At 35.4% G+C, this 20,237-nt stretch carries 17 protein-coding genes; all 17 read left to right on the top strand.

Annotation, left to right across the window (positions count from 1 at the left end):
• Nucleotides 1-2 precede the first annotated feature (2 nt).
• The 17 genes from trxB to PRVXT_RS14015 all read left to right on the top strand — a co-directional run bounded on the left by trxB (nucleotide 3) and on the right by PRVXT_RS14015 (nucleotide 20,225).
• Nucleotides 3-1,217, top strand: a complete 1,215-nt coding sequence (trxB, locus tag PRVXT_RS14095) for a thioredoxin-disulfide reductase (RefSeq protein ID WP_350343497.1) — start codon at nucleotides 3-5, stop codon at nucleotides 1,215-1,217.
• A gap of 13 nt (nucleotides 1,218-1,230) precedes the next feature.
• Nucleotides 1,231-1,545, top strand: coding sequence for a thioredoxin TrxA (gene trxA / locus PRVXT_RS14090; protein WP_350343496.1), 315 nt, complete (start codon nucleotides 1,231-1,233; stop codon nucleotides 1,543-1,545).
• A gap of 12 nt (nucleotides 1,546-1,557) precedes the next feature.
• Nucleotides 1,558-2,844 carry a glycine/sarcosine/betaine reductase component B subunit gene (locus PRVXT_RS14085; protein ID WP_350343495.1) on the top strand — a complete coding sequence of 429 codons (1,287 nt, stop codon included), beginning with the start codon at nucleotides 1,558-1,560 and terminating at the stop codon, nucleotides 2,842-2,844.
• Nucleotides 2,845-2,879: 35 nt separating this feature from the next.
• A complete protein-coding gene (gene grdA / locus PRVXT_RS14080) occupies nucleotides 2,880-3,338 on the top strand; it encodes a glycine/sarcosine/betaine reductase complex selenoprotein A (protein ID WP_350343494.1) in 459 nt (152 codons plus the stop codon).
• Between the two features lie 43 nt (nucleotides 3,339-3,381).
• Nucleotides 3,382-4,689 (top strand): glycine reductase complex selenoprotein B, encoded by a 1,308-nt coding sequence (grdB, locus tag PRVXT_RS14075; RefSeq protein ID WP_350343493.1) that lies wholly within the window; start codon nucleotides 3,382-3,384, stop codon nucleotides 4,687-4,689.
• A gap of 62 nt (nucleotides 4,690-4,751) precedes the next feature.
• On the top strand, nucleotides 4,752-6,278 hold the full coding sequence (gene grdC, locus PRVXT_RS14070) for a glycine/sarcosine/betaine reductase complex component C subunit beta (RefSeq protein ID WP_350343492.1): 1,527 nt from the start codon (nucleotides 4,752-4,754) through the stop codon (nucleotides 6,276-6,278).
• Between the two features lie 11 nt (nucleotides 6,279-6,289).
• Nucleotides 6,290-7,432 (top strand): glycine/sarcosine/betaine reductase complex component C subunit alpha, encoded by a 1,143-nt coding sequence (grdD, locus tag PRVXT_RS14065; RefSeq protein WP_350343491.1) that lies wholly within the window; start codon nucleotides 6,290-6,292, stop codon nucleotides 7,430-7,432.
• A gap of 305 nt (nucleotides 7,433-7,737) precedes the next feature.
• Nucleotides 7,738-8,469, top strand: a complete 732-nt coding sequence (cas6, locus tag PRVXT_RS14060; RefSeq protein WP_350343490.1) for a CRISPR-associated endoribonuclease Cas6 — start codon at nucleotides 7,738-7,740, stop codon at nucleotides 8,467-8,469.
• 148 nt (nucleotides 8,470-8,617) lie between these two features.
• Nucleotides 8,618-9,517, top strand: coding sequence for a UDP-N-acetylmuramate dehydrogenase (gene murB, locus PRVXT_RS14055; protein WP_350343489.1), 900 nt, complete (start codon nucleotides 8,618-8,620; stop codon nucleotides 9,515-9,517).
• 31 nt (nucleotides 9,518-9,548) lie between these two features.
• A complete protein-coding gene (locus tag PRVXT_RS14050) occupies nucleotides 9,549-10,493 on the top strand; it encodes a DHH family phosphoesterase (RefSeq protein ID WP_350343488.1) in 945 nt (314 codons plus the stop codon).
• A gap of 353 nt (nucleotides 10,494-10,846) precedes the next feature.
• On the top strand, nucleotides 10,847-12,232 hold the full coding sequence (locus PRVXT_RS14045) for a phospholipase D-like domain-containing protein (protein ID WP_350343487.1): 1,386 nt from the start codon (nucleotides 10,847-10,849) through the stop codon (nucleotides 12,230-12,232).
• Between the two features lie 155 nt (nucleotides 12,233-12,387).
• Nucleotides 12,388-14,385, top strand: a complete 1,998-nt coding sequence (locus PRVXT_RS14040; protein ID WP_350343486.1) for a sensor domain-containing protein — start codon at nucleotides 12,388-12,390, stop codon at nucleotides 14,383-14,385.
• A gap of 244 nt (nucleotides 14,386-14,629) precedes the next feature.
• Entirely contained in the window at nucleotides 14,630-15,946 is a 1,317-nt protein-coding gene (locus tag PRVXT_RS14035) for a methyl-accepting chemotaxis protein (RefSeq protein ID WP_350343485.1), read from the top strand.
• 149 nt (nucleotides 15,947-16,095) lie between these two features.
• Nucleotides 16,096-17,355 (top strand): DEAD/DEAH box helicase, encoded by a 1,260-nt coding sequence (locus PRVXT_RS14030; protein ID WP_350343484.1) that lies wholly within the window; start codon nucleotides 16,096-16,098, stop codon nucleotides 17,353-17,355.
• Between the two features lie 172 nt (nucleotides 17,356-17,527).
• Complete coding sequence (locus PRVXT_RS14025) at nucleotides 17,528-19,531, top strand: S9 family peptidase (RefSeq protein ID WP_350343483.1); 2,004 nt, start codon at nucleotides 17,528-17,530, stop codon at nucleotides 19,529-19,531.
• Between the two features lie 26 nt (nucleotides 19,532-19,557).
• Complete coding sequence (locus PRVXT_RS14020) at nucleotides 19,558-19,836, top strand: hypothetical protein (protein WP_350343482.1); 279 nt, start codon at nucleotides 19,558-19,560, stop codon at nucleotides 19,834-19,836.
• Between the two features lie 83 nt (nucleotides 19,837-19,919).
• Entirely contained in the window at nucleotides 19,920-20,225 is a 306-nt protein-coding gene (locus PRVXT_RS14015) for a hypothetical protein (RefSeq protein WP_350343481.1), read from the top strand.
• Nucleotides 20,226-20,237: the final 12 nt, after the last annotated feature.

The raw sequence follows: 20,237 nt of genomic DNA, 5'->3' as shown, positions 1-20,237 counted from the left end.
ACATGGAAAAAGTATATGACATGACTATTATAGGTGCTGGGCCAGGAGGTTTAGCTGCAGGAATTTATGGCTCGCGTTCTAAGCTTTCAACACTAGTTATCGAAAAAGGCAAAGTAGGTGGGCAAGCAGCAACTACAGAAGAGATGGAGAACTACCCTGGATTTTTTGGTAAGACAACTGGGCCAGAATTAACAGCGAAGATGGAAGAGCATGCAAAGCTTTTTGGAACAGAGTTTGTTAAAGATCAGGTAGAAAATATTATAGATGAAGGCTTTGCGAAGAGAATTAAAACCAAAAATGGTGACGAGTACCTTACTAAAACTATTGTGATTTCCACAGGTGCTGAGCCTAGAGTCCTTGGGGTTAAAGGTGAAGGAGCTTTAAGAGGAAAAGGAGTTTCTTATTGTGCAACTTGTGATGCAGACTTTTTTGAGGATTTAGATGTAGTAGTAGTAGGAAATGGTGATTCTGCCATCGAAGAGGCTCTCTTTTTAACGAAGTTTGCAGCTAAGGTCACAGTTATCGTAATACATGATGAAGGTGTTTTAGATGCTACACCTGTAATTGCAGAAAGAGCTTTTAAAAACCCTAAAATTGAATTTGTTTGGAACAGCGTGCTAGAAGAAATAAAAGGTGATGGAATAGTTGAGGGAGTAAGTGTTAAAAACTTAAAAACAAAGGAAATTTCCGAATTAGAAGCTAATGGTGTATTTATATATGTAGGAACTGTTCCTAAAACAGACTTTTTAAAAGACGTGATTAAGCTTGATGATAGAGGTTATATTATTACTAATGAGATGATGGAAACGTCAAAAGACGGAATTTATGCAGTGGGTGATGTAAGACAGAAGTTTTTACGTCAGGTAGTTACCGCTGCGGCTGATGGAGCTATCGCAGCTACCTCTGCAGAAAAATATATTGCTGAAGAAGAAATGTTTAAAGAAGAAGTGTTAGAGGCTGATAAACCGGTAGTAGTGTACTTCTGGAGCCCTGGAAATGAAGAAAGCTTAGATTTAATGGCTGAGCTTGAAAAAGAGATAGATACAGACAAATACAAGCTAGTAAAAATTGACACTTATAGAAATATGAGAATATCCCGCCGTTATGAAATTTCGGAAATACCATCACTAATTATTTTTAAAGATGGCAATCCGAGTTTAACTTTAAAAGACAATGTTACAAAAGAGAAAGTAAGCGAAAGCTTAAGCAAATTTTAAAGGAGGTGAAAAGATGTTAGAATTTGATAAAAAGAATTTTGAAGAAGAAGTTTTAAATGCAGACGGTTATGTATTAGTTGACTATTGGAGTCCAAAATGTGAACCATGCATGGAGCTTATGCCTCAAGTAACAGAGTTAGCTGAAAAATATGGAGAGCAGATTAAATTTGGCAAACTAAATATCGTAGAAAACAGAAGACTAGCTATATCTCAAAAAGTGCTAGGTCTACCGACTATTATACTTTATAAAGGTGGAGAAAAAGTTTGGGAATTGTCCAAAGACTTTACCATCGAAGACTTAGAAGGTAAGATTAAAGAAACCCTATAGGGAGGTGAGTCCATGACTTTAAAAGTTGGAAATATCCAAATTACCGACGTGATTTTTGGGGAAAAATCAGAAATCAAAGAAGGTACCCTTGTTATAAACAAAGAGGAACTATTAGACTATATCGGTGGGGATCACCGCCTAGAGTCTATGGATATTCAAATAGTGAAACCTGGTGACTCTGTGCGTATAGTCCCGGTTAAAGATGTAGTAGAACCTAGAGTAAAGGTGGGTTCTGACGCTAATGTTTTTCCAGGAGTGCTTGGAAAAGCTGAAACTGTTGGTGAAGGAACAACACATGTGTTAAAAGGTGTTGCTGCAGTAACCACAGGTAAGATTGTAGGATTCCAAGAAGGTATTGTTGATATGACTGGTCCAGGTGCAGAATATACTCCGTTTTCTAAAAATATTAACGTGGTTATAGATTGTACCCCTAGAGAAGATATCAAACAGCATGAGCATGAAGAAGCAATAAGATTTGTTGGCTTAAAAGCTGGAGAATACTTAGGGTCCTTAGCTGAAAATGAGAAAATATCTGAGTACACTGAGTATGAAGCATTAGACTTCATTTCTAATTATGAAAAATATAAGGATCTACCTAGAGTGGCTTATGTTTATATGCTACAAAGTCAAGGCCTGCTTCATGACACATATCTATACGGTGTGGATGTAAAGAAAATACTACCAACTATTATCAAACCTACAGAAGTAATGGACGGAGCTATTATAAGCGGTAACTGTGTATCAGCTTGCGACAAAAATACAACTTATCATCACTTAAATAGTCCTGTAATTCATGACTTGTACAAAAGGCATGGAAAAGATATTAATTTTGTAGGTGTCATAGTTACAAATGAAAACGTTACACTTTTAGATAAAGTACGTTCTTCAAATTACACCGCTAAGCTAGTAGAAATGCTTAAACTTGACGGTGCAGTAATATCCGAAGAAGGATTTGGAAATCCAGATACAGACCTTATTATGAACTGTACAAAAATAGAGAAAAAAGGTGTAAAAACAGTTTTAGTTACCGATGAGTATGCCGGTAGAGATGGCGCTAGTCAATCTTTAGCCGATGCTGATAAACTTGCTGATGCAGTGGTGACCGGTGGTAATGCTAATGAAGTAATTACACTGCCACCTATGGATAAAATTATTGGTTATCAAGAAGTAGCAGACGTTATAGCTGGAGGATTTGATGGTAGTTTAAATAAAGATGGGTCAATAACCGTTGAAATTCAAGCTATTACAGGTGCTACTAATGAGTTAGGCTTTAACAAGCTTTCTGCAAAAGGATTATAAAAAACAAACAACTATCAAATAAGGAGGTAGTCTAAATGAAAGACAAAAAGTTTGTAATTTTAGGCGACAGAGATGGCATTCCTGGTCCAGCGATCGAAGAGTGCATCAAGTCTTTCGGCGGTGAAGTTGTATTTACAACTACAGAGTGTTTTGTGTGAACCGCCGCTGGAGCAATGGACCTAGAGAATCAAGGTAGAATTAAAGAGCTAGCGGAAAAACATGGTGCTGAAAACCTAGTTGTTATCCTAGGTGGAGCGGAAGCAGAAGCTTCTGGCTTAGCAGCTGAAACCGTTACTGTAGGAGATCCTACCTTTGCAGGTCCATTGGCAGGAGTCCAGTTAGGACTCAAAGTATATCATATTTTTGAAGATGACATTAAGTCATTGGCTGATGAGGGCGTTTATGATGAGCAAGTAAGTATGATGGAAATGGTGTTAGAAGTTGACGAAATAGCAAATGAAGTAAAAACTTATAGAGAGCAAGGCTCTAAATAATTACTCTCTTTAAAGAAGAAAACTTAAAAAAGGAGGGGAGTCCATGGCTAAAATAAGGATAGTTCACTACCTTAACCAGTTTTTCGGACAAATCGGTGGTGAAGAAAAAGCCGATGTGGCACCTATAGATAAAGAAGGAGTTGTAGGGCCAGGCATGGCTTTATCTGGCCAGCTGCAGGACGTAGGTGAGATTGTAGCCACAGTGATTTGTGGAGATACCTATTTTAATGCAGATATCGAAAAAAGCTCCCAAGAAGTAATTGAGTTGATTGAAAAACATCAGCCTGATATGGTTATCTGCGGCCCTGCTTTTAATGCAGGTCGTTATGGTGTAGCTTGTGGGGCTGTTGCTCAAGCAGTATTTGAAAAACTTGGTGTGCCAGTAGTTGGTGGCATGTATGAAGAAAATCCAGGTGTAGAGATGTATTCTAAATATGGATATATCGTAAAAACTCAAAACTCTGCTAGAGGTATGGGTCAAGCCGTAAAAGATATGGTAAATATCACCAAGAAATTATCTGAAGGTCAAGAGGTAGATTCTAAAGAAGATAATTACTATCCGAGAGGAATTAGAAAGAACTACTTTGCTGAAAAGCGTGGTTCTGAAAGAGCGGTAGATATGTTGGTGGCAAAACTTAAAGGTGAAGAGTTTACCACAGAATATCCGATGCCAGACTTTGATAGGGTAGAACCTCAACCGGCTATAAAAGACCTTAAAAATGCAAGAATTGCTCTAGTAACTTCTGGGGGAATTGTACCCAAAAATAACCCAGACAGAATTGAATCATCTTCTGCCTCAAAATATGGTAAATATAGCATAGAAGGTGTGCAAGACCTAACAGAAGAAACCTATGAGACAGCTCATGGTGGTTATGACCCAACATATGCTAACGAAGACTCTGACAGAGTACTTCCTGTTGATGTTTTGAGAGAAATGGAAGAGCGTGGCGAAATAGGCTCAATCCATCCTTACTTCTACAGTACAACAGGCAATGGCACCTCTGTTTCTAACTCTAAAGCTTATGCTGCTGAAATTGCTAAGCAGCTAGTGGAAGATGGAGTTGACGGGGTTATACTAACTTCCACCTGAGGCACTTGTACACGTTGCGGTGCAACGATGGTTAAAGAAATAGAGTCAGCTGGCATGCCAGTTGTTCATGTTTGTACAGTAGTGCCAATTTCTATGACAGTTGGAGCAAATAGAATTGTACCAGCTATTGCTATACCATATCCATTGGGAGATCCTCAAGCTTCTAAAAAGGATGAAAAAGAAATAAGAGAAAAGATAGTTAAGAAATCCTTAACTGCTTTGACAACCGAAGTAGATGGGCAAACAGTTTTTGAAGATTAAAATCAATAAAAGGGTAGTGATTACTTGATCATTACCCTTTTTGTAACCTGGAGGTGTACTAAATGACCTTTCCTGTAATAAAATCAACTGCGTATTCGTTAGTTCATACGCCAAATCTATTAATACATCAAGGAACTACTCAAACCGAAGAAAGAAATAAAAAAGCTGACAGTGAATATTTAAAAGAACTACCAAATAGATTAAGAAAATTTGAAGAAGTGGTTGCATACCCACCAAACCAAGCATACATTGGTGGAATAAGCCCTGAAGAGCTTTCAAAAATTGAAAAACCGTGGCATAAAAACTCTATGAACGAGGCATCCCGCTATGCTAAGTTTGGTGAAGTAATGCCAGAAGATGAATTTTACGGGCTAATGGCTATATGTGACACCTTTGAATTAGTAGTGCTTGAACAAGACTTTGCTACAAAATCAAAGGAAAAACTAGCTCAACACCCTACAATCTCAAAACTTGACTTAGCAAAACTAGACAAGGGTTGGGATAAAGAAAATTTGGAAAAACTATTAGACAATGGTGCAGAAGGTCTCTACATGAATGGTGAGTTGGTGGGATGCGTTAAAAGAGGACATGAAACTGACAAAAACCTAACCTCACATATTATTTTAGAAAATGTAGCGGCTAAAGCATCGGCAGTTTTAGCTCTTTTACAATTAGGTAAAAATAGCGATGTTGACCTAGAAGAAGTAGATTATATTATCGAGGCTTCTGAAGAGGCATGTGGAGATATGAACCAAAGAGGTGGTGGAAACTTTGCAAAAGCTATTGGTGAGATAGCTGGATGTAAAAATGCTACTGGCTCAGATGTTAGAGCTTTCTGTGCAGCACCTGCTCATGCTCTTCTTAACGCCGCTGCCTTAGTAAAAGCCGGTATATTTAAAAATGTAGCGGTGGTAGCTGGCGGTGCCACAGCTAAACTTGGCATGAATGGAAAAGACCACATGCAAAAAGAGTTACCAATATTAGAAGATGTACTTGGCAGCTTTGCGGTAATGGTAAGTGAAAATGATGGAGAAAGCCCAGTTATTCGTACTGATATAGTTGGAAGACATACCATCGGTGCTGGATCCTCTCCGCAAGCAGTCATAAAGGGTATCGTAACCGATCCTTTAGACAAAGGGGATATGGGTATCGATCAAGTAGATAAATACTCAGTAGAAATGCAAAATCCTGAGATAACAGTTCCTGCAGGAGCTGGAGATGTTCCAACTGCAAACTATAAAATGATTGCGGCTTTAGGAGTTAAAAGAGGAGATATAGAGCGTAAAGATATCCCTACCTTTGTCGAAAAGCATGGCATGCCTGGGTTTGCTCCAACACAAGGTCATATTCCATCAGGGGTACCCTATATCGGCCATGGAGTTTCTGCCATTCTTAACGGGGAAATAGAAAAAACTATGATTATTGGAAAAGGAAGTTTATTTTTAGCTCGAATGACAAATCAGTTTGACGGTGTGTCATTTGTTATCGATAAAAATAGTGGTGTGATGGAAAGCGAAGCTGACACAGGCAAAACAAAAGAACTTCTTGCAAAGGCTCTACGAGAAGTAGCAGAGAAATTCGAAAACTAGGGGGTGCTAATATGACCCATGAAAAACAAGTTTCAAATGCCCTATATTCAATGGCAGATGCTTTAGAGGGTAAAAACACTGCCCATAAAACAAAAATTGCTTTAACAACAATCGGCAGCGAGCTTCCAGCAGAGGAACTGGTACAAGGTGCCCTTACAGCATGCTCAAAAAACCCACTTTTAGAAGTAGTTATTATAGGACCTAAAACCAATGCACCTTTTGAACAATACAATACCGATTGCGAAAAAGAAGCTCACACACACCTGGAAAAGCTGCTTAAAGAAAAGGAAGTTCAAGGAGCGGTCACACTTCATTACAACTTTCCTTTGGGAACATCTACCGTAGGAAAAGTCAATGCAATTGGCTCCGGTAAAGAAATGTATATAGCTACAACGACAGGAACCTCTGCTGCTAATAGAGTAGAAGCTATGATTCTAAACGCAATTTTAGGTATTTCTGCTGCGAAAAGCGGCGGCATAAAAAGCCCTTCGATAGGTGTACTTAACGTAGAAGGTGCTCGTCAAGTGGAAAAGGCATTAAACACACTTAAAGAAAATGGCCTTGAGTTTAGTATGGGTGAAAGTGTGCGCCGAGACGGTGGTTCTGTTCTTAGAGGGAACGATATTCTAGCAGGTAGTTGTGATGTAGTTGTATGTGACACATTAACAGGGAACATTTTGATGAAACTATTCACCGCTTCAAATACTGGCGGACAAAAGGAAACTGTAGGCTGGGGTTATGGCCCTGGCATAGGGAGAAATATGGATAATATAATTTCTATTATTTCTAGAGCCTCTGGTGCACCTGTAGTTAGTGGAGCACTACAGTACACATATGAAATGGTATCAGGAGATTTACCTACTACTGCCAAAAACCAGTTTAAGCAGGGAGACAAAGCTGGCTTAAAAGAATTACTAGCTGAGCTAACTAAGCCCCAGCAAAAAACTGAAGAGGTTTCTGCCCCACCAAAGAAAACAGTAACTGAAGAAATTACAGGGATAGATATCCTTCAACTTGATGATGGAGTACAAGTTCTTTGGAAAGAGGGTATTTATGCAGAATCCGGGATGGGATGTGCTGGACCAGTAATAATGGTAAACCCTGAAGACCTAGACAAGGCTAAAAAATCTCTAAAAGCAAATAAAATATTATAATGTAACCTTAAGGAACTGTCTCAAATTTAAAAGGTTTAGAGACAGTTCTTTTTTAATATTTACTACATCTGGGTACATTGGAATTATATCTAAACAATTATCTAAAGACCATGCCGAACTAAACATATGTTTAGGAATCATGCTGAGGTTTAAAAGGAACAATTTTTTTAATTTAAATTCAAGATATTACTATAAAATAGCTATTTACATCTGCTCAAAACCTTGCTAAGATATAGATAACATTGAAATTTATAAATAACGATATTTTATTAGATCTAAGAATTTTTTTAATGGGGGATTATAATATGCGCTTAGAAGTGATTTTTCGATGTAGTAAGGGGACTGCAATTGACTTTAATTATAATCATTACTTGTCAAATATTATAACAGAGGCGACGGAAAAAGTAGCTGCTGATTATGATCAAAAAAAATCTCAAAGCTTGCACACTTTTTCTCAGCTCTATTTAAAGGATTATTCCATTTCCAATGGCAAAATGATTTCAGGTTCAGAACAAATACAGTGGTATATCTCTTCGCCAGATAAAATTTTTTTAGAAACGATTGTGAAGGGGTTAACAATCAGCAACTATGTTTATATTGGCAATTCATTACTTGAATTTTCACAAGCAAGGCTACTTGAACACCCCCAATTTTATGATGAAATGGATTTTACTTGTATGTCTCCAATAACTATCGCCCATGCAGCCGGAGGCGGGAAAGAACAGTACTCCAGTATAGATGGGGATTTCTTTGGGGAGAACTTAAGACAAGACTTAGTTAGAAAGCATTATATTATTCATGAGCGCTTCCCTAAAAACGAAAACCTATCTTTTTACTTTGACACCAACTATATGAAGAAAAAAAGTAGACCTAGTCGTTTGATTAACTATGATGGAAAGAAAATAATGGGATATATGGTACCTTTTAAAGTAATAGGAAGTAAAGAGTTGATCGAAGTCGGATACCATGCAGGGTTTGGCAATAAAAATGATCATGGCTTTGGTATGGTAAAAGTATGGCATAAAAACAGATCATAAAGATTAGACGCCACTTAAAGTGGCGCTTTTTTTATAAAAAAAGCCTAAAAAGTAAAAAAATAAATAAAAAGTTTGGTTTTAACAATTTTTTAGGTATAATAATATATTGAAGTATAATATAGTAGATAGAAAACTTGAGGTGATTTGAGTGGATAAAATAGCAGAGAAACTTTCATCAGGTATACCAAAAGAGTATATAAAATTAAAGCACCACATTGCTCCTTATACTACTTTTGAAATCGGGGGACCTGCAGATATCTTTATAACCCCTTCAGAGGTTGATCAAATAATATGGGCTGTTACTATATCTAAAGAGTTGCAAATTCCATACTATATATTAGGTAAGGGGTCAAACATTTTGATAGATGATAAAGGGTTAAGGGGAATTGTCATTTATCTAGGGGAAAACTTCTCCAAGAGCACAGTGCTTGATAATAAAATAAAAGCCCAATCTGGGGCTTCTTTGGAAGAGGTAAGCAAACTAGCTATGGAGAAAAGCTTGACAGGCTTAGAATTTGCTGTAGGGATTCCAGGTAGCGTTGGTGGAGGAATTTTTATGAATGCAGGGGCGTATGAAGGTCAACTTGGAGATGTGGTTGATGAAGTGACCGGAATATTGGAGCATGAAGTAGTAACTTATACAAAGGATGACTTGGAATTTGGTTATCGAAGCAGTACCTTTCAAAAAGAAGGAGTAATTATTTTAGAGGCGACCTTACGATTAGAAAAAGGTAATAAAGAAAAGGTCAAATCTTACATTGAAGATTTAACAACAAAAAGAGAGACCAAACAACCTTTGGAGCTTCCATCGGCAGGCTCAGTGTTTAAACGCCCCCAAGGATACTATGCTGGTAAACTGATCCAAGATAGTGGTTTAAAAGGTTTTTCCATTGGCGGGGCGCAAGTGTCTGAAAAACACTGTGGATTTATAGTAAACAAAGGAAATGCAACTAGTCAGGATGTAAAAAACTTAGTTGCCCATATTCAAAAAACTGTAAAAGAAAAGTTCGGTGTTGAACTAAAAAGGGAGCTTAAATACCTAGGTTAGATTGCAATACTGAACAAAAAAGGTGATTAATATGACTATTGATAATTTCGTCAAATTTTTACAAGAACATGAGGAAAAAGACATTTTAATTTTGTGCCATGATGACGCTGACAACGATGCCATAGGTGCAGGATTTGCTTTGACTGAACTTTTGGGAGGAACATTAGCAGTACCTCAAAAAATTTCAGAACATGCTATAGAATTAATAAAAAAGTTAGCGGCAAAAGTAATTGTAAACCCTGATCCTTCTAAGTATGACTTAACTATAGTAGTTGATACAGCTGATGGACAACAGCTTCCTAATATTTCCTTAGATAAGTTTCTGCTTATTGACCACCATCCCACTAATACTTTAAAGGAAAAAGCTATCGGCTATATCCATGAAGAGGTAGATGCAACATGTCAGCTCGTGTATGCTTTATATAAGCATTTAGAAAAACCCATAACTCCCGCAGTTGCTTTGAGTTTAGCAGCAGGTATTCTGGGGGATACAGTACAGTTAACTAAAGCTTCGAATAATGCCATATCAGACTTAGGTAACATTCTACAAGATGGCAATATAGGATATAGTACAGTTTTAAACACCTTTCGAGTTAGTGGCAAACTAGAAAGAAAACAAAAACTAATTGCTGCAACTTCCGCAGAACTTTATGAATATAAAGAGACACTTCTTGTATTTAGTAATACAGAAAAAAACTTTCTTTATTATACAGCCATGATGTTTTTAGAGTTAGGTGCAGACCTTGCGCTGGTAGTGTATAAAGATAAGGATTGGATACATCTAAGACTTGTTAAATCCAATCATTGTCTTACAGACCATAGTGCTATAGATATAATAAAAGAAGCAACGCAAGAAGCCGTAATAGAAAACTTATGGGGTGATCAATATTTTTCAGGCTTTAAAGGTAGAGGAGACTATAATCAAATAATAACAACCATATTTAATAAAATAGAAAGCCAAAGTGAAATAGAGTAGAGAACGTTAAAAAATCAACAGGGAACAGTAATCCTGTTGGTTTTTATTATATTTATGTCATAATAAAACAGTCCTTAGTGTAAACTATTTTTTTCAAGTTTGTTCTTATATTAGCTTGATAATTTTCAAAGGGTATTATTTTCCCCGAACTGAGCTTTACTTTTTGTTTTGAAGACTTAAAAGGTCAAGCAAAGAAAATAATATTTATTAGATGCAGGATAAAAAGGCGAAAAAAAGAATATAGTAAAATAGCAAAAAACAAACTTAAAAATGAGGTGTCCAAAATAAATAAAAAACACTTGAAGAATGCTCTTAAAGCTGTCTTATTAGGTGCCCTTATATACTTAGTGTATGTGTTTATATTTGGAGTGCTTATTTTTGCTTTTTATGATCCTATAGAATGGGACTACTACCCTATGGAAGGAGTGGAGCGATTCTATGGAGAAGTTGAAGGGCCAGATCGGGTGGTCTTAGTTGAAGATAGATATAAATCTGGATTAGCTCGCTTAGATTTAATAACAAACGCAGAAGAAACTTTGGATATATCATATTACACATTTCATGAAGGAACTTCTTTGGATATATTTTTAGCTTCCGTTTTGGATGCCGCTGATAGAGGTGTTGAAGTACGAATCATGCTAGATGGTTTGTTTCACAACTTGCGAGGCGACCTTAAAGACGTTTTTTATGTTTTTTACCAGCACCCAAATATTGAATTAAGGTTATATGAGCCTTTAAATTTAATAAAACCTTGGACTTTAAATAACAGATTACATGATAAATTTATTATTGTGGACGGTGAAAAGGTTTTATTAGGTGGGAGAAACATAGGTGATAAATATTTTGCTCCCGATCCTGAAAAATATGATGGTTTAGTATCCAATGATAGGGATGTGTTGGTAATCAATACCGAACCTAAAAACAATTCAAATAGTGTTGTATATGAAGTAAAAGATTATTTTGAATTATTATGGGAACATCAATATACTCAGCAGCCCATTAAGGAACTTTCTGACAGGCAAAAAAGAAAAGGTAACCAAAAAGAAAAGAACCTGCTAGCTAACTTGGAAATGGCAAAAGAAAAAGACCCTCAAAGATTCGAGAAAGAATTTGACTGGTTAGAAAAATCTTACCCAACTAACCAAGTCTCTTTAACCCATAACCCACTTACTAGATTTAACAAGGAGCCATGGGTTTGGAAGGATATAACCCAGCTTATGGAAAGGGCAGAACATACTATATTTATTCAAAGTCCGTACCTAATACCTACAACTGATATGTACCGATACTTAGAACCAAAACAAATAGATGCAGATATTGAAGTGTTGACCAACTCTGTTGCTACCAGTTCAAATTATTTTGCTATGTCAGGACATATTAGAAACAGAAAAAAAATAGTAGATCTAGGGGCTGATGTGTTTGAATATCAGGGTGAAGGAACAGTACATGCAAAATCCTATATATTTGACAATCGGATAAGCATGGTTGGTTCATTTAACTTGGACTTCCGCAGCACTTTTTTAAGTACAGAGACAATGTTAGTTATTGATAGTCCTCAGTTTGCAGAACATCTAAAGAAGGAGGTGGATAATTATATTAGCGATAGTTTACTCTTAGAGCAAAAAGACTATGACTACGCCTACAGCCAAGATACTGAAAAAAAAGAAGTGCCATGGTTAAAAAAAATAGTTATCAAACTATTATCAATAATAATGTATTTTTTTGATTTTATGCTGTAGCACAATAGCGAAAAATGTCGTTTCTTAGGACCAAAGCCCTAGGCGATATTACTAGTTTTTAAAAAAATCCTAAAATATTTAATTGATATGACAATGATATTCATTTATAATACTAACTGTTAAGGTTTATATTACTTCTTCTGAGGTGTAAGCTAATGATAAAAAAACTTTTTAACAGAAATGATGGTTATTATATTCAAAACCCTCACAAGATTAACCCTAAATTTGAAGCGTTGAATATTTCTTTAGTTTTTTTGATTTTAGGGATTTCTTGGATTATTGTAACAGATTTTATATTACATAAAATAGTTAAAGATTATTCAGCTTTTTATTACCTTGGAGAACATAGAGGAATAGTTTTTGTTGTACTTACCTCAACACTGGTATATTTTTTGGTAAAAAGAAGGGTGGCTTTATATCAAGATGCCTCTCAAAAAGCCCATGTGGCATTTAAAGAATTTCATAAAACTTATCAACAGTTATCGGAGTACCAAGAAGAGGTTAAATACCAAACAGATTTCACCGATAATTTTTTTGAGCAAGTTCAGTCAATCATTATAATAAGTGATGAAAATGGAAATCTAAAGAAACTTAATCCTTTTGGAGAAAAAATATTGGGTTATAAGCAGGAAGAGTTAGAAGGGGAAAAATGGATAAATTATATATTCCCTAAAAAAAATAGAGATAGTATAGTAAGAGTGTGTAAAAATTTAGATAGAGGAAGAGAAGTTAACAACTTTGAGACCCAAAATATAGATAAAAATGGCCAAAAGATAGATATTTTATGGAACGCCAATGTAATTAGAGGAAAGGATAGCCAGTATGTGCTAATTGGTACTGATTTAACTTTTAGAAAAGCGTCGGAAAAAAAACTAAAGTATATGGCATACTATGATCAACTGACAGGTTTGCCAAATCGTTCGAAACTTAAAGAAATTATTGATAAAATATCACCTAAAGAAAATTTAAAACTAGCTCTTTTACACATCGACATTGATAACTTTAAATACATCAATGATAGCTTAGGATATAGTTTTGGCAATCAGTTTTTAAAAAAAATAGCTAGTGAGCTGGAAAGTGTAATCAAAGCTCCTAACGTTCTTGCCAGGCTTGATGGAGATGAGTTTGCAATTTTATTACAAGATGTTAAAGGTAAAACTGAAGTTATCTCTAAAGCAAGGAAGATTAAAGATTTAATTAGAAAAAGGTGGGAAATGGAAAATTACGATTTTTTTGTCTCTGTTAGTATGGGAGGAGCGTTGTATCCTGACCACTGTAAATCGTCAGAAGATATGCTTAGAAACGCTGAAATAGCAATGTATTTTGCAAAAGAGACAGGAAAAGATAAAGGTGTTTTTTATACAGAAGAAACAGAGGAAAAAAACCTCAACTATGTAAAACTGGCTAGTCAACTTCAACATGCCATTGAAAAAGAACAGTTTTCCCTGTTTTACCAACCCCAGCTTTGCTTAAAAAGTGGCAAAACTACTGGTGTAGAAGCCCTTCTAAGGTGGATACATCCAGATGAAGGATTTATATCCCCAGCCAAATTTATACCTTTAGCGGAAAAGACAGGACAAATATACGATATCGAAAAATGGGTAGTAGAATCTGCCTTAAACCAAAAGTTAATTTGGAAAAAGCAAAATATAGCTTTAGATGTTTCGATAAACCTTTCAAGCACTACGCTAAATAGTGATGCAAAGGTAAAAGAATTAGGGGATTTATTAACTTCCTATAAAGAGAGCTTAGACCTTAGTCAAATAACTTTAGAGATAACAGAAACTGCCGTTATTGCTAATTTGGACGAAGTTATTGCCAGATTAAATAAAATGAAAGCTTTGGGCGTAAAAATAGCTTTAGACGATTTTGGTACTGGATATTCTTCCATGACACATCTTAAAAACCTGCCCATAGACCAAATTAAGCTTGATAGGAGCTTTATAAGCAGACTGGAAGAAAGTCCAAAAGATGAGGTTATCATTAAATCAATATTATATTTAGCGAAAAATTTTAGTTATGGTGTAGTAGCAGAAGGAATTGAAACAACTGAACAGCTTGATAAACTTAAATCTTTAGAGTGCCCTAAAGGGCAGGGATATTTATTTAGCAAACCTTTATCTGTCAACCAATTAGAAAAATTCCTTGACTAAGCAATTAAATAGTTCAAAAGTTAGACTCTATACCTAGGGTCTAATTTTTTTATGAAAAATGTCGAATAGAATCGAATTATCTAGAAAAATGTAATAAAATCGTAAAAAAAAAAGGAGAATTCAATGATTATGTGGAATATTGTAGTAAAATAGGGAATTGTATATAAATTTACCTTAAAAAAGGGGGTTCTAGACGGAATAGTAGCGAGGCTATAACCATAACCAAAAGAGGAGGACGTAAACCATGGAAAATGGAGGGTTTAGAGGTAAAACTGTACGTGCTTTGGATAACTTTAATAGTTCTATAAAGATAGGTATTAAATTAAAAATTGTTATGAGTATTGTTTTTGCACTACTATTAAGTCCGTTTGTATCTGAACTTATTATAAGATTTTTAAGTAATTTTTTAAGTATCGACATAGAGGCTTCATATCTAACCACTATAATCAATATTATTGTAGTTACTTTTATGCTTTTATTTCAAATAGATATAATTATACTAAAACCCTTGAAAAAGATAGAAAATGTAGCTAAGGATTTGGATTTGAATAAAAGGATAGATGTAAGGACCCATGATGAAGTGGGAAGGTTAGCCATTTATATTAATAATTTTCTGGATGTGACATCGGCAACAGTAAAAAACGTATCCGAAGCATTAGAGCAGGTCTCCTCTTCATCTGAGGAATTAAGCGCTATAAGTCAGCAATCAACCTCTGCATCTGAGGAAATAACTAGCAGCATAGAAGAGATAGCGACTGGATCGCAAACTCAAGCCGAAAGTACTGAAAAAGGGGCTAAAAACAGTAATGATTTAGGGAAATTGATTGATGATAATGTTACAAGCTTAAAAGAGTTGCATAGTTCAACTAAAGATATGAATAAACTTAAAGAAGAGGGATATAAATCTTTAAATTATTTAATAGAAAAAACAAATGAGAGTAATGATGCTACAGAAAGGGTAAGTGAATTAGTTTCAAATACTAATAATAGTGCGGAGCAAATTGAAGTTGCTACGGAAATAATTAAAGATATTTCTGCTCAAACAAATCTTTTAGCATTAAATGCTGCAATAGAGGCAGCAAGAGCGGGAGAAGCGGGAAAAGGGTTTTCAGTTGTAGCGGAGGAAATTCGTAAACTTTCAGAGCAATCTAATAAATCTGCAGAAGAAATAATAAATGTCATAGAGAATCTAACTAATCTAACTAAAACCGCGGTTGAAACAATAGAGCAAACATCTGGGTTAGCAAAAAGCCAAAGAGAAAGCTTAAGTAATACTAAGGAAAAATTTGATGGGATATCAGTTGCTATTGATGATATGAGAGATTCAATCGAGAATATATATGATAATAGCCAAGAAATGACTGATCAAAAAGAAGAAGTAATATCTGCTATAGATAACCTTGCAATAGTTTCAGAGCAAAATTCTGCTAACACAAAAGAGGTGGCAACAGCGTCTGAGCAGCAGTCAGCTTCTATGGAGGAAATAGCAAGCGCAAGTGAAACGCTGTCTAAGCTAGCTAATGAAGTGCAACTTGCCATCAATAATTTTAAGCTAGAATAAGGATAGAACTAATATCCCTTCTTTATTCTTATCTATTTAAAATTTTACTGGCATTTTTACCCACCGATGTGATAGAATATAACAGCTATATGAAGCAGATAATACTTAAAAGAAAACAATATATTTTTTTATGATAAAGAGGGGATAGTATGAATTTTAAAAACTACAAACTAAATAAAAACCTTATAGAAGCATTAGAAAAAAGGAGAATAACAACGCCGACACCAATACAGGCAAAGGCGATACCGCTTATTTTGCAAAATAGAGATGTAGTGGGACAAGCACAAACAGGCACTGGTAAGACCCTTGCCTTCCTTTTGCCGTTATTTGAGAAAATAGATAAAGAAGACCCGCATATACAAGCTGTTGTTATAGCTCCAACTAGAGAGCTAGTTACTCAGTTAATTGATGAAGCTAGGTTATTAGCTAAAGGTAAAGACATAAACATTGCTTCTGCCTATGGGGGGCAGGATACAGAAAGGCAGCTTAAAAAAATAAAAAGGGGTGCCCAACTGCTAATAGGCACTCCTGGTAGAATGTTGGATTACATAACTAGAAAACAAGTTAACTTTGGAAAAATGTCTATGCTTGTACTTGACGAAGCTGATCAAATGTTTCATATGGGCTTTATGCAGGAAGTGGAGGCTATACTTAAACAAATGCCACAAAAACGTCGGCAAACTATGCTTTTTTCTGCCACTATGCCAGGCCAAATAAGAGCATTAGTGTCAAAACATATGGCTAACCCTAAAGAAATAAAAATAAAAGGGGATAAAGTAACTTTAGAGGAAATAAAGCAATTAGTTGTGTTAACATCGGAAACTAAAAAAGTAGATGCTTTATGTAAATATATAGACGACAACCACCCTTTTATGGGTATAGTGTTTTGTCATTCAAAACAAAGGGCTATAGAATTAAACATACTGCTTAGCAAAAGAGGTTATAACTCTGAGGAACTTCATGGGGAGTTGAATCAATCTAAGAGAAAAAAAGTGATGAAAAATTTCAGAGACTTAAAAACTCAGTTTCTAATAGCTACTGATTTAGCTGCTCGGGGACTTGATATTGAGGGAGTTACCCATATATTTAACTATGATGTTCCGCAAAACTCTCAATGGTATATACATAGAATGGGTAGGACAGGTAGAATGGGAGAGCAGGGGACTGTAGTTACTTTTGTCACACCGAAAGACAAGAAAAGACTGGAGTATATAGAAAAAAGTATAAAGTTGACTTTGCCAAAAGTTAAGGCTTTTACCAATCGAGGAGACTTTATAGCGGAGAAACCGTCTTTAATATCACCTCAAAGTAAGAGCAAAAAAAATAAAACAAAAAGCAGTATTAAAAGACTTAGCAAGAAAAAGTCTAAAAACAAAAAAAGTATAAATAAAAAGTATAGAAAAAAATAAAATGTAGGGCTGTCTTAAAACAGGAGAACTGATCTTGTTTTGAGACAGCTTTTTTATACAATACAACTGCTATGAGCCTGATAAATACTTTATTTATAAAAATTAATTAAAAATAAAAGGGTTTTATACATTCAATGGCTAATTGACTAGTAAGAAAAAGGAGGCGGAAAAATTGAAAAATATACAAATCGATGATTTTGCTAAGTTTAAGCTTTTATCTGATGTTCAATTTAGCCCTAATGGAAAGTATGCTTGTTTTGTAGTGCACCAAGGAAATGTAGAGGATAATAGCTATAAATCTAATTTATGGGTTTATAAAGTGGAAGATAACAGCTGTTTTCAACTTACAACCTTTGATAAAGAAGGAAGCTTTATTTGGTTGGATGACAGTGAGCATGTTCTTTTTGCTGGTCTAAGAGATGAAAAGGATAAGAAAAAGCAAAAAGAAGGAGAAGAGTTAACGGTCTTTTACAGGATAGGTATTTACGGTGGAGAGGCCCAAGAAGCGTTTCGGCTACCTTTTTCAGTAACTAGTATAAAGGAAGTTAATAATAATCAGTTCTTATTTACTGCTAATATAAATAGTAATTTTCCTGTTTTAGGCTCCTTGCAAGGTGAGGAAAAAGAAAAGGAGCTAAAAAGAAGAAAAAAAGAGCGGGATTATCAAGTTATAGATGAAATCCCTTATTGGTTTAATGGAGAGGGTTTTACAAATGGTAATAGAAATAGGCTATTTTCTTACAACATAGCCACTGGACAATGGGAACCAATAACAAAAGAAAAAATGCAGGTGGAAAAAGTTAGATTTAACAACGACAAAAGTAAAGCTATAGTTATAGGCAGTTTTTTTGAAAGTAAAATGGAAATGACAAACACAATTTATATCTTAAATACCCAGAGCTTATCCTTAAAGAGAATATCGCCAGAGAAAGAATTTACTTATGCTGATGCCCACTTTATTCAAAATAATAAGTTGCTATGCCTAGGTAGTGACATGAAAAGATATGGCATTAACGAAAATAGCAGATTCTACTTGATGGAAGCTGATAGCGGCAAAAAGCAGCTTTTAACCCCAGATTTTGATTGCAGTACATGGAACTCTGTGGGTTCTGATTGTAGAAGGGGCGGCGGAGAACAAGTAAAGTTGGATGGAGAACATTTATACTTTATAACTACAGAAGATGATAGCTCATATATTAATCGTATAGATGTAACAGGTAAGATCCAAAAGATAACTAGAGAAAAGGGATCGGTGGATAGCTATGATGTAAAGGGAGGAAAAATCATCTTTTCGGGGCTAAGGAAACTAAAGCTTCAAGAGCTCTATCTATTGCAGAAGGATAAAGAAAAACAAATAACCAGCTTTAATGATTGGGTGCAAAAAGAAAGAAAAATCTCTAGTCTAGAACCTTTGACTGTAAAAACACCAGCGGGGAAAGCAGTAGATGGATGGGTTATGAAACCTACAAATATCGAAAAAGATAAAAAATACCCTGCTATATTAAATATCCATGGAGGTCCAAAGACTGTTTATGGAGAAGTGTTTTATCATGAGATGCAGTATTGGGCAGGGCAGGGTTATTATGTGTTTTTTTGCAATCCACGGGGTAGTGATGGCAAGGGCAATAGCTTTGCCGATATAAGAGGTAAATATGGAACCATTGACTTTGATGACTTAATGGCTTTTACCGATGTAGTCTTCAAAAAATATGACGGAATAGATAAAGAAAGGGTTGGAGTGACAGGAGGTTCTTATGGAGGGTTTATGACCAATTGGATAATAGGGCATACTGATAGGTTCAAAGCGGCTGTGTCACAGCGTAGCATCTCAAACTGGATTTCCATGGGGTATACAACAGATATAGGGTACTTTTTTGAAGAGGATCAAATGGCTGCAACTCCTTGGGACAATATTGAAAAAGTATGGTTCCACTCTCCCTTGAAATATGCTAACAAGGTTAACACTCCTACCCTGTTTATCCACTCTGATGAGGACTATCGCTGTTGGACCCCTGAAGCCTTGCAAATGTTTACCGCCTTAAAGTATCATGGAGTGGAATCAAGACTATGCCTGTTTAAAGGTGAAAACCATGAGCTCAGTAGAGGTGGAAGACCACAACAGCGGGTAAAAAGGCTAACAGAAATTACTCAATGGTTTGATAAGTACTTAAAGTAGAATAACTTTCATTAGGAGGAGTTTTTTTGAATAGCATAATAATAGACTTTTTAATTTTAGCTATGGGATTTTTCGTAGGTTTGTTTTTGATATTACTAGCAGTAGAATTTAATGGGAAGTTGCGTGTAACAGCAGCCTATTTAGGGGGAGTAGTTTTTGTAGGAGTAGGATTCTTTTCAGTGTTTTCAGGGATGAGCCAAAGTTTGTTTAGTTATATATCTATTTCTTATATTTTAGTAGGAATAACTGCTGTTTTAATCAATACCATAACCCTGGCAAAGTTGAAGCAAAGGGTTGAAACATAACTAATGGTTTATAGAAGAATAGGGTTATAATTTTAAAATTGAGTCCTGTGTGTTCAGGACCATATGGGTAAGGAGGGTGTTGTATGGCTACGATTATCAGTGATCTGATTATATCAGCTATGGGATTTTTTTTGGGACTGTTTTTTATAATGCTAAATTATTACTTTAGCGGTCAGATTTGGGGTAAAACTAAAATTGCTGGTGGAATAGTATTTATTTTAACGGGGCTATTTCAGCTTATATTAGGTACTTATACTCCATTATTTACGGGTATAACTATTACAATGATAACAGCAGGATTGGCAGTTATAATTTTTGACTTATATATAGAAATCGAGGAAATAGAATCAGAAAAAATCAGTGCAAGGTTAAGTAAAGAATATAGATAAATTACTAGACAA

The sequence above is a fragment of the Proteinivorax tanatarense genome, from assembly GCF_040267685.1.
In the GTDB taxonomy this organism is placed as follows: domain Bacteria; phylum Bacillota; class Proteinivoracia; order Proteinivoracales; family Proteinivoracaceae; genus Proteinivorax; species Proteinivorax tanatarense.
This window is presented reverse-complemented; position numbering and strand designations above follow the sequence as displayed.

Bases quoted from the DNA above. Each gene is read 5' to 3' on its own strand.
- cas6 (WP_350343490.1), top strand. From the start codon at position 7,738: ATGCGCTTAGAAGTGATTTTTCGATGTAGTAAGGGGACTGCAATTGAC.
- PRVXT_RS14030 (WP_350343484.1), top strand. From the start codon at position 16,096: ATGAATTTTAAAAACTACAAACTAAATAAAAACCTTATAGAAGCATTA.
- grdC (WP_350343492.1), top strand. From the start codon at position 4,752: ATGACCTTTCCTGTAATAAAATCAACTGCGTATTCGTTAGTTCATACG.
- PRVXT_RS14085 (WP_350343495.1), top strand. From the start codon at position 1,558: ATGACTTTAAAAGTTGGAAATATCCAAATTACCGACGTGATTTTTGGG.
- trxB (WP_350343497.1), top strand. From the start codon at position 3: ATGGAAAAAGTATATGACATGACTATTATAGGTGCTGGGCCAGGAGGT.
- PRVXT_RS14035 (WP_350343485.1), top strand. From the start codon at position 14,630: ATGGAAAATGGAGGGTTTAGAGGTAAAACTGTACGTGCTTTGGATAAC.
- PRVXT_RS14015 (WP_350343481.1), top strand. From the start codon at position 19,920: ATGGCTACGATTATCAGTGATCTGATTATATCAGCTATGGGATTTTTT.
- PRVXT_RS14040 (WP_350343486.1), top strand. From the start codon at position 12,388: ATGATAAAAAAACTTTTTAACAGAAATGATGGTTATTATATTCAAAAC.
- trxA (WP_350343496.1), top strand. From the start codon at position 1,231: ATGTTAGAATTTGATAAAAAGAATTTTGAAGAAGAAGTTTTAAATGCA.
- PRVXT_RS14050 (WP_350343488.1), top strand. From the start codon at position 9,549: ATGACTATTGATAATTTCGTCAAATTTTTACAAGAACATGAGGAAAAA.
- grdD (WP_350343491.1), top strand. From the start codon at position 6,290: ATGACCCATGAAAAACAAGTTTCAAATGCCCTATATTCAATGGCAGAT.